This window comes from Hymenobacter agri, from assembly GCF_054778495.1.
This window is the reverse complement of the sequence record NZ_BAAGZM010001079.1, coordinates 1-871: the sequence shown is the minus strand read 5'-3', so window position 1 is coordinate 871 and position 871 is coordinate 1. Positions and strand designations below refer to the sequence as shown.

Genomic DNA, 871 nt, shown 5'->3' with positions numbered 1-871 from the left:
GACGGCGACGGCGACCTCGACCTCGTGACGGCCAACTACAACCACGCCAACGGCAGCAACACGGCCAGCGTGCGCCTGAACGGCGGCGACGCCAGCGGCTCGAACACGGGCGTATTCGCGGGCGGCTCCAACCCCACGGTGCTCAACAACGCCAACGGCCTGGCGCTGGGCGACATCGACAACGACGGCGACCTGGACCTGCTGACCTTCTCCTTTGGCAACACGGTGGATGTGCGCCTCAACAGCGGCGGCGGCACGTTTGCCGCCGGCAGTACGTTCGCAGTGCCCGGCTACGTCAACTGCCTGGCGCTGGGCGACGTGAACGGCGACGGCTACCTCGACGCCGTGACGGCCGACTATACCAGCAACGCAGCCAGCGTGCGCCTCAACAGCGGCGGCGGCACGTTTGGGGGCGGCTCGGACCTGGGCCTGGCCAGCACCACCACTTTTGTAGCGCTGGGCGACGTGGACGCCGACGGTGACCTCGACCTGCTGGCCAGCAACGGCTCGCAGGTGAGCGTGCGCCTGAACAGCGGCGGCACGTTTGGCGGCGGTTCGGACGTGAGCCTCGGCGGTAATCCTTACGGCCTGGCCCTGGCCGACATCGACGGCGACAACGACCTGGACCTGCTGGCCGCCAACTATAGCAGCAGCCCCGCCGTGAACGTGCGCCTGAACCAGCCTCCGGCCCCCGTCATCAGCAGCATCAGCCCCACCCCTGGCGTGCGCGGCCAGGCCATGACGGTGACCGGTACCAACATGAGCGGCATAACGGCCGTGAGCGTGAACGGGGCGGCGGCCACCGCGGCCAGCTTCGTGAACAACACCGCCACCAGCCTCACCTTTCAGGTGCCGGCCACGGCCGGGGCCA

1 protein-coding gene is annotated in these 871 nt (G+C 69.2%); it reads left to right on the top strand.

Translation table 11 applies throughout. The annotated features are described in order from the left end of the window. On the top strand, positions 1-871 hold an 871-nt coding region (locus ACYVDE_RS24580), incomplete at both ends, for an FG-GAP repeat domain-containing protein (protein WP_460504147.1).